Annotated in this window: 9 protein-coding genes; all 9 read left to right on the top strand. The window is 61.8% G+C overall.

Annotation, left to right across the window (positions count from 1 at the left end; all coding sequences use genetic code 11):
- Positions 1–76: 76 nt before the first annotated feature.
- Positions 77–964, top strand: a complete 888-nt coding sequence (locus FJ934_RS20040; RefSeq protein WP_140611605.1) for a VOC family protein — start codon at positions 77–79, stop codon at positions 962–964.
- A complete protein-coding gene (kdsA, locus tag FJ934_RS20045) occupies positions 961–1806 on the top strand; it encodes a 3-deoxy-8-phosphooctulonate synthase (RefSeq protein WP_140611607.1) in 846 nt (281 codons plus the stop codon). Before FJ934_RS20040 ends, kdsA begins: the two co-directional genes overlap by 4 nt.
- 86 nt (positions 1807–1892) lie before the next feature.
- Positions 1893–2096 (top strand): dodecin family protein, encoded by a 204-nt coding sequence (locus FJ934_RS20050; RefSeq protein ID WP_140611609.1) that lies wholly within the window; start codon positions 1893–1895, stop codon positions 2094–2096.
- A gap of 85 nt (positions 2097–2181) precedes the next feature.
- Entirely contained in the window at positions 2182–2547 is a 366-nt protein-coding gene (locus tag FJ934_RS20055) for a PRC-barrel domain-containing protein (protein ID WP_140611611.1), read from the top strand.
- 381 nt (positions 2548–2928) lie between these two features.
- Positions 2929–4203, top strand: a complete 1275-nt coding sequence (eno, locus tag FJ934_RS20065) for a phosphopyruvate hydratase (RefSeq protein ID WP_140611615.1) — start codon at positions 2929–2931, stop codon at positions 4201–4203.
- A 161-nt stretch (positions 4204–4364) separates the two neighbouring features.
- Positions 4365–4688 carry a septum formation initiator family protein gene (locus FJ934_RS20070; RefSeq protein WP_140611617.1) on the top strand — a complete coding sequence of 108 codons (324 nt, stop codon included), beginning with the start codon at positions 4365–4367 and terminating at the stop codon, positions 4686–4688.
- 194 nt (positions 4689–4882) lie between these two features.
- On the top strand, positions 4883–5920 hold the full coding sequence (pdhA, locus tag FJ934_RS20075; RefSeq protein ID WP_140611619.1) for a pyruvate dehydrogenase (acetyl-transferring) E1 component subunit alpha: 1038 nt from the start codon (positions 4883–4885) through the stop codon (positions 5918–5920).
- Between the two features lie 13 nt (positions 5921–5933).
- Positions 5934–7325, top strand: coding sequence for a pyruvate dehydrogenase complex E1 component subunit beta (locus tag FJ934_RS20080; protein WP_140611621.1), 1392 nt, complete (start codon positions 5934–5936; stop codon positions 7323–7325).
- A gap of 18 nt (positions 7326–7343) precedes the next feature.
- The coding region (locus tag FJ934_RS20085) for a pyruvate dehydrogenase complex dihydrolipoamide acetyltransferase (protein ID WP_140611623.1) at positions 7344–8704 on the top strand (1361 nt) is incomplete at its 3' end.

Below are 8704 nucleotides of genomic sequence, written 5' to 3' on the forward strand. Positions count from 1 at the left end.
CTACGTCTGGCGCGCCATGGCGGGGATTGCAATCACGTCTTGAACCGTTTTGCGGAATGATGCACATCGCGCCTGCATGATCCGAACAATAGCAGCCGGCATTCATCCGCTCGATCATCTGGTGCTGCCGACGCAGAGCCTCGATGTGGCCCGAGCCCGGCTCAGTTCACTTGGCTTCGTCGTCGCTCCGAACGGCATTCATCCCTTTGGCACGGAAAACTGTTGCGTTTTCCTGGCCGACGGCACCTATCTGGAGCCGCTGGCGATTGGCAGTGAACTGGCAGCGATTGATGCGGTTGCCGCGGGCAATGTCTTCGTCGCGCGCGACCGCCTCTATCGCGACAGCCGCGGCGATGAGGGATTTTCCGCTGTGGTTCTGGGTACCGACAGTGCCGATGCCGATTATGGGCGCTATGTCGAGGCCGGACTGTCGGCGGGGGACACGCTGAGCTTTTCACGCGCTTTTACCGACACGGCGGGCCGAAGCGATACCGCATCGTTCAAGCTGGCCTTTGCCGCGGCCCAAGGCCAAACGGACGCCTTTCTTTTTGCCTGCCAGCGGATCAATGCGCCTGATGTGGACCGCAGCGCTTTGCAGGCCCACGCCAATGGTGCCATTGGCATTGTGGAAGTGGTGGCGATCAGCGATCAACCGGCCGAACAGAATCGGCTGATTTCCGTGGCGGTGGGGAGTCCCGCCAGTGGGCAGGGCAGCACGTATCACTTGCCCAATGCAACCCTGAGCGTAGTCGATCCCGCGTCCTTCACAGCGCGCTTTGGTGTTTCGGCCGGTTCACCCACCAGGCTTCGCTTCGCGGCGGTCGTCTTCGCGGTCGGCAGCGCCGATGCCACGTCGAGGCTGCTTGCAGCCAATGCCATCCAGCACGATATAGCGGACACTGATATTGTCGTGCAGCCGGCATCCGGACAGGGTGCCGCTTTCATCTTCCGGGAGATCCAATGAGCAACGCCCTGGCGCCCAATTCGTCGGTAACCGTCGGCAATGTCGTGTTCGACAACAAGGCAGCCCTGGCGCTGATCGCCGGCCCGTGCCAGTTCGAATCGCGCCAGCATGCCTTCGACATGGCCGGCGCGCTGAAGGAGCTGACCGGCAGACTCGGCATCGGCCTCGTCTACAAGACCAGCTACGACAAGGCCAACCGCACGTCGCTGTCGGCCACGCGTGGCGCCGGCATCGACGCCGCACTTCCCGTCTTCGACGAGCTGCGCAAGGAATTTTCGCTTCCGGTGCTGACCGATGTCCACACCGAGGAGCAGTGCGCGATCGTCGCGCCGCATGTCGATGTGCTGCAGATACCGGCTTTCCTGTCGCGTCAGACCGACATGCTGGTCGCCGCCGCCAGGACGGGCAAGGTGATCAATGTGAAGAAGGGGCAGTTCCTTGCGCCCTGGGACATGAAGAACGTGGTCGGCAAGATCACCGGTTCCGGCAACCCAAATGTCTTGACCACTGAACGCGGCGCGTCCTTTGGCTATAACACGCTGGTGTCGGACATGCGTGCTTTGCCGATCATGGCCGAGATCGGCGCTCCGGTGATTTTTGACGCCACGCATTCGGTCCAGCAGCCGGGCGGGCAGGGCGGATCGTCTGGCGGAGAGCGCCGCTTCGTTGAGACGCTGGCCCGCGCGGCCGTCGCCGTCGGCGTTGCCGGTGTCTTCATCGAGACCCACCAGGACCCCGACAATTCGACCTCTTCCGATGGGCCGAACATGGTGCCGCTCAAGGACATGCCGGCGCTTCTGGAAAGGCTGATCGCATTCGACCGGGTGGCGAAGGGCCGCTGAGCCGGCGCTTCCTGGCGGTGCTTGTGGTTGAAAGGGGCCGGTTGTACGCTTGGCCGGCAAATGAGCGTCCTGGCAGGAGGAAAGCCATGTCCGTCGCCCGTGTCACCGAAATCACCTCATCGTCAAAGAAGAGTTTTCAAGACGCCATCGAGAAGGGAATCGCCCGCGCCTCGAAAACCCTGAAGAACGTCGAGGGCGCCTGGATTCAGGATCAAAAGATCGTCGTCGCGGGCGGCAACATTTCGGCCTATCGCGTCAACATGAAGGTGACTTTCATCCTGGCGGAGTGACCGGGCCGCAGCCGAAAAAAGTCGGGAACTTTCGCTCTCGCCCCTCATTGTCAAGCAGAAATCAACGACAACGAGGAGCATGATAATGACGACCCAGACAGGCCATACCGAAGCCATCGCGGCTTCACGAGTCATCGGCACATCGGTTTACAATACCGAGGGCAAGAGCATCGGCAGTATCGAGGACATCATGCTCGACAAGATGTCGAATGGCATCATGTTCGCGGTGATCGGGTTCGGCGGCTTTCTCGGCATTAGCGAGAAGTATCACGCGATCCCCTGGGCGAGTCTCGACTACGACGAGGACATGGGCGGCTATGTGGTGCCCTTCTCCAAGGAGCAGCTGAAGGCGGCGCCTGCCTATTCGATCAACGAACTCGCCGGCGCTGATGGGGAACGTGCACGCGACGCATCCTATGAGTATTACAAGGTCGCGCCCTATTGGCATTGATCGCACAAATAGGGAAGGGCTCCGTTTCGACGGAGCCCTTCCTTGTTTCAACGCAACGCCTATTCGCTAATGTGCAAGGCCGGCAAAGCACCGGCCTTCGGCTGTGACGGCTTATTGTCGCACGACGTCAGGAATGCAGCCGCGATCAGAAACAGACTAACAATACCGCTCAACTCAGACATGGCGAAACTCCTCCTGTTTCGCCCCGCGCGACAACAGCCATAGCCTGGAATGCGCCTCTGACGGCATGACTTATGATGACAGAGATTTGTGCTTCGTGAATCCGACGGGCGGCACTATTTGGCCATGGCCCGATTGCCTTTTGCGTCGCTTTGGCTAAGACGGGCGCGACCTTTCGTCAGATCAATCGGGGACATCGCAATGACCGCCATCATCGATATTGTCGGGCGTGAAATCCTGGACAGCCGTGGAAACCCGACCGTCGAGGTCGATGTTGTGCTCGAAGACGGTTCGATGGGCCGTGCGGCGGTGCCGTCGGGCGCCTCGACCGGGGCGCATGAAGCCGTCGAGCTTCGCGATGGCGGCGCCCGTTATCTCGGCAAGGGCGTGCTCAAGGCCGTGGAGGCGGTCAATGGCGAGCTGTTCGAGGCGATCGGCGGCATGGAAGCCGAAAACCAGATCCATATCGACCAGACCATGATCGAGCTCGACGGCACGCCCAACAAGAGCCGGCTCGGCGCCAACGCGATCCTCGGTGTTTCGCTGGCCGTTGCCAAGGCCGCGGCCGATGCGGCAGGCCTGCCGCTCTACCGCTATGTCGGCGGCACCAAGGCGCACATCCTCCCGGTGCCGATGATGAACATCATCAATGGCGGCGCGCATGCCGACAATCCGATCGACTTCCAGGAGTTCATGATCCTGCCGGTCGGCGCGCCGACTTTGCGCGAAGGCGTGCGCTGGGGCTCGGAAGTCTTCCACACGCTGAGGAAGAAGCTGAAGGATGCCGGCCACAACACCAATGTCGGCGACGAGGGCGGCTTTGCCCCGAACCTGAAGAGTGCGCCGGTAGCGCTCGATTTCATCATGGAATCGATCGAGAAGGCCGGCTTCAAGCCGGGCGAGGAGATCTCGCTCGGCCTCGATTGCGCAGCGACCGAGTTCTTCAAGGACGGCAACTACGTCTATGAGGGTGAGAAGAAGACGCGTGATCCAAAGGCGCAAGCCAAGTACCTTGCCAAGCTCGCCGCCGATTATCCGATTATCTCCATCGAGGATGGCCTGGCCGAGGACGACTGGGAAGGCTGGAAATACCTGACCGACCTGATCGGCAACAAGACGCAGCTGGTCGGCGACGACCTGTTCGTGACCAACACGGCGCGCCTGCGCGACGGCATCCGCATGGGGGTCGCCAATTCGATCCTGGTCAAGGTCAACCAGATCGGCTCGTTGACCGAAACGCTCGACGCCGTCGAAACCGCGCACAAGGCCGGCTACACCGCCGTCATGTCGCACCGCTCCGGCGAGACCGAGGATTCGACGATCGCCGATCTCGCCGTCGCCACCAATTGCGGACAGATCAAGACGGGTTCGCTGTCGCGCTCCGACCGCATGGCCAAGTACAACCAGCTTATCCGTATCGAGGAAGAGCTCGGCAAGCAGGCGCGTTATGCCGGCAAGTCGGTCATTAAGGGCTGAGCCGCGGCAAGCGAGTTCGAACAGCGGATGTAAAGGGCGGGGTCATTCCCGCCCTTTTTCATTTCAGTGTCGCTGGCTGGGCATCCGTAACCGTCCGTTAAGCACAATCGGGCGAAAAAGATCGCGAGCCGCTTGAGTTCGCGGCCGCGAGGGAACGGGCGATGTGGACGCGTCAGCACAAGCAGAGAAATACCGGCCGGCTCATCATCCCCTCGCTTTGTGTGGTGTTCCTGGCCTATTTCGGCTTTCATGCCTACCATGGTGAATTCGGCATCAACTCGAAATATCAGCTCGAAGCGCAAACAGTTGCGCTGCAAGCCCAGCTCGACGCCATCAAGGCGCGCCGGATGGAACTCGAACGGCGCGTTCGGCTCATGCATGACGGCACCCTGGAGAAGGACATGCTTGACGAGCAGGCGCGCAAGGCGCTCAATCTGTCCCAGGCTGACGAAATCACCATCATGTTGCCGGCGTCGGCAAAGTAACTGAATTTCAGTTAATCGTCGATATTTTCAATGATTTTAGCCGCTTAGCTGCATGCCAGCCATGCAATTTCGACATGGCGGAACGCCTTCTCACGTGTTAGCCTTGCATAAATCGGTGGGGAGAGCTGATCTTCCCGGGGGCGGATTTCATCCTGCCCTGATGTCCGCAAAGAGACGCCAACAGGGAGTGATGCATGGCCACCGCCGCCAAAAAAGCGCCTGCCAAATCGAAATCCGACGGTAAATCGGGGCTTTCAGCGCCCAAGCCGGTTGAATTCACCAAGGACGAAGAGCTTGCCGCTTACCGGCACATGCTGCTCATCCGCCGCTTCGAGGAAAAGGCCGGCCAGCTCTACGGCATGGGCTTCATCGGCGGCTTCTGTCATCTCTATATCGGTCAGGAAGCTGTCGTCACCGGCATGAAGATGGCGCTGATCGAGGGCGATCAGATGATCACCGCCTATCGCGATCACGGCCATATGCTGGCTATGGAGCTGTCGCCGCGTGGCGTCATGGCCGAGCTGACTGGGCGCCGCGGTGGCTTGTCGAAAGGCAAGGGCGGCTCCATGCACATGTTCTCCAAGGACAAGCATTTCTATGGCGGCCACGGCATTGTCGGCGCGCAGGTTTCGCTCGGCACCGGTCTCGCTTTCGCGAACCGCTACCGCGACAACAAGAACGTGTCGTTGACCTATTTCGGCGACGGCGCCGCCAACCAGGGCCAGGTCTATGAGAGTTTCAACATGGCCTCGCTGTGGAAGCTGCCGGTGATCTACATCATCGAGAACAACCGCTACGCCATGGGCACCTCGGTCTCGCGCTCTTCAGCCGAGACGGATTTTTCGCATCGCGGCGCTTCCTTCAAGATTCCTGGCATCCAGGTCGACGGCATGGATGTGCGCGCCGTCAAGGCCGCCGGCGACCTCGCCGCCGAATGGTGCCGTGCCGGCAACGGCCCGCTGATCCTCGAAATGCAGACCTATCGCTATCGCGGCCACTCCATGTCCGACCCGGCGAAGTATCGCTCGAAGGAAGAAGTGCAGAAGATGCGCTCCGAGCATGACCCGATCGAGCAGGTAAAGGCGCGGCTGATCGAGAAGAAGTGGGCGACCGAGGACGAGTTGAAGACCATCGACAAGGAGGTTCGCGACATCGTCGCCGACGCCGCCGAATTTGCCCAGAACGATGCAGAGCCGGATCCGTCCGAGCTCTGGACCGATATCGTATTGTAAGAGGGGCCAGGACATGCCGATCGAAATTCTCATGCCCGCTCTCTCGCCGACCATGGAAGAGGGCAATCTTTCCAAGTGGTTGAAGAACGAGGGCGACAAGGTCGTCGCCGGCGACGTCATCGCCGAGATCGAGACCGACAAGGCGACGATGGAAGTCGAAGCCGTCGACGAAGGCACGCTTGCCAAGATCGTGGTTCCCGCCGGCACCGAAGGCGTCAAGGTCAACGCCGTGATCGCCGTGCTTGCGGTTGATGGCGAAGACGTCGACAAGGCCGGCGAAGGCATCGGTGAAGAGGAAAAGCCAGCCAGGGCTGAAGCAGCCGCGCCCGCGCCGGTTGCCGCCAAGAGTGAGGCCGCGGCCCCTGTCGCCGCGGCGCCCAGGGCTGAAATCGCCGCCGATCCGGATATTCCGGCCGGCACCGAGATGGTCTCGACCACGGTGCGCGAAGCGCTGCGGGACGCCATGGCCGAGGAAATGCGCCGCGACGGCGACGTCTTCGTCATGGGCGAGGAGGTCGCCGAATACCAGGGCGCCTACAAGATCACGCAAGGGTTGCTGCAGGAATTCGGACCCCGGCGCGTCGTCGACACGCCGATAACCGAGCATGGCTTTGCCGGCGTTGGCGTCGGAGCGGCGATGGCCGGGCTGAAGCCGATCGTCGAGTTCATGACCTTCAACTTCGCCATGCAGGCGATCGACCAGATCATCAACTCGGCTGCCAAGACCCTCTATATGTCCGGCGGCCAGATGGGGGCGCCGATCGTATTCCGCGGGCCGAACGGTGCCGCGGCCCGCGTTGCCGCCCAGCATTCGCAGTGCTACGCCGCCTGGTACAGCCACGTTCCCGGCCTGAAAGTGGTGATGCCTTACACCGCCGCCGACGCCAAGGGTCTGCTGAAGGCCGCGATCCGTGACCCCAACCCGGTCATCTTCCTCGAGAACGAAATCCTCTACGGCCAGTCCTTCGACGTGCCGAAGCTGGATGATTTCGTGCTGCCGATCGGCAAGGCGCGCATCCACAAAACGGGCAAGGACGTTACCATCGTCTCGTTCGGCATCGGCATGACCTACGCGGTCAAGGCCGAAGCGGAATTGCGTGGCATGGGCATCGACGCCGAGATCATCGACTTGCGCACCATCCGTCCACTCGATCTCGACACCGTCATCGCCTCGGTCAAGAAGACCAACCGGCTGGTCGTGGTGGAAGAAGGCTTCCCGCAGAACTCCGTCGGCGACCATATCGCCAACCAGGTGTCGCAGCGCGCCTTTGATTTCCTGGACGCGCCCGTGATCACGATTGCCGGCAAGGATGTGCCGATGCCCTATGCGGCGAACCTGGAGAAGCTGGCGTTGCCGAATGTCGGCGAGGTCATCGAGGCCGTCAAAGCCGTTTCATATCGCTGAACCGGGCGGGAGGACAAAATGCCAATCAACATCACCATGCCGGCGCTCTCGCCCACGATGGAAGAGGGCAATCTTTCGAAATGGCTGGTCAAGGAGGGCGACAAGGTTTCGCCCGGCGATGTCATTGCGGAGATCGAGACCGACAAGGCAACGATGGAAGTCGAAGCCGTCGATGAGGGAACGGTTGCAAAGCTCGTCGTCCCCGCCGGCACGGAGGGCGTCAAGGTCAACGCGCTGATCGCTGTGCTCGCCGCCGAGGGCGAAAATGCAAGCGCTGCCGCCAGGACCGGTGGTGGTGCCGCGCCAGTGAAAGCCGAAGCAGCGAAGGCGGATTCTCCCAAGACAGACGCACCAAAGGCCGAGGCCCCGAAGTCTGAACCTGCCGTTACCGCACCAAAGGCGGCTCCGACCGGCAATGGTCATGCGGCCGGCGAGCGCACCTTTGCATCGCCGCTTGCCCGCCGTATCGCCAAGGAGGCTGGCGTCGATGTCTCGGCCGTGACCGGCACCGGCCCGCATGGCCGTGTGGTGAAGGCCGATGTCGACGCCGCGATTGCCGGCGGCGGTGCCAAGGCAGCCCCTGCGGCTAAGGCTCCAGCTGGCGCGCCTGCTGCTGCCTCAGCTGCCCCAGCGCCGAAAGCGATGTCGGACGATCAGGTGCTGAAGCTGTTCGAGGAAGGCTCCTACGATCTCGTCCCGCACGACAATATGCGCAAGACCATCGCGCGGCGGCTGGTGGAGGCCAAGACCACCATCCCGCATTTCTACCTGACGCTCGATTGCGAACTCGACGCGCTGCTGGCGCTGCGCTCGCAGCTCAATGCGGCCGCACCGACAAAGAAGACCGATAAGGGTGAGGCACCCGCCTACAAGCTCTCGGTCAACGACATGGTGATCAAGGCCATGGCCATGGCTCTGAAGGCGGTGCCGGACGCCAATGCCTCGTGGACCGAGAGCGCCATGGTCAAGCACAAGCACGCCGATGTCGGCGTTGCCGTGTCGATCCCCGGTGGGCTGATCACGCCGATCATCCGCAGGGCGGACGAAAAGACGCTGTCCACCATCTCCAACGAGATGAAGGATCTGGCCAGCCGTGCCCGCAGCCGCAAGCTGAAGCCGGAGGAATATCAGGGCGGCACCACGGCGGTGTCCAACCTCGGCATGTTCGGCATCAAAGACTTCGCCGCGGTGATCAATCCGCCGCATGCGACGATCCTGGCGGTGGGTGCCGGCGAGGAGCGGGCGGTGGTCAGGAATGGCGAGATCAAAATCGCCACGGTGATGTCAGTGACGCTGTCGACCGACCACCGGGCAGTCGATGGAGCGCTGGGTGCGGAACTGCTCGTTGCCTTCAAGCGGCTGATCGAGAACCCGATGGG

The sequence above is a fragment of the Mesorhizobium sp. B2-4-12 genome, from assembly GCF_006441575.1.
Lineage (GTDB): Bacteria > Pseudomonadota > Alphaproteobacteria > Rhizobiales > Rhizobiaceae > Mesorhizobium.

Bases quoted from the DNA above. Each gene is read 5' to 3' on its own strand.
- FJ934_RS20040 (WP_140611605.1), top strand. From the start codon at position 77: ATGATCCGAACAATAGCAGCCGGCATTCATCCGCTCGATCATCTGGTG.
- kdsA (WP_140611607.1), top strand. From the start codon at position 961: ATGAGCAACGCCCTGGCGCCCAATTCGTCGGTAACCGTCGGCAATGTC.
- FJ934_RS20050 (WP_140611609.1), top strand. From the start codon at position 1,893: ATGTCCGTCGCCCGTGTCACCGAAATCACCTCATCGTCAAAGAAGAGT.
- FJ934_RS20055 (WP_140611611.1), top strand. From the start codon at position 2,182: ATGACGACCCAGACAGGCCATACCGAAGCCATCGCGGCTTCACGAGTC.
- eno (WP_140611615.1), top strand. From the start codon at position 2,929: ATGACCGCCATCATCGATATTGTCGGGCGTGAAATCCTGGACAGCCGT.
- FJ934_RS20070 (WP_140611617.1), top strand. From the start codon at position 4,365: ATGTGGACGCGTCAGCACAAGCAGAGAAATACCGGCCGGCTCATCATC.
- pdhA (WP_140611619.1), top strand. From the start codon at position 4,883: ATGGCCACCGCCGCCAAAAAAGCGCCTGCCAAATCGAAATCCGACGGT.
- FJ934_RS20080 (WP_140611621.1), top strand. From the start codon at position 5,934: ATGCCGATCGAAATTCTCATGCCCGCTCTCTCGCCGACCATGGAAGAG.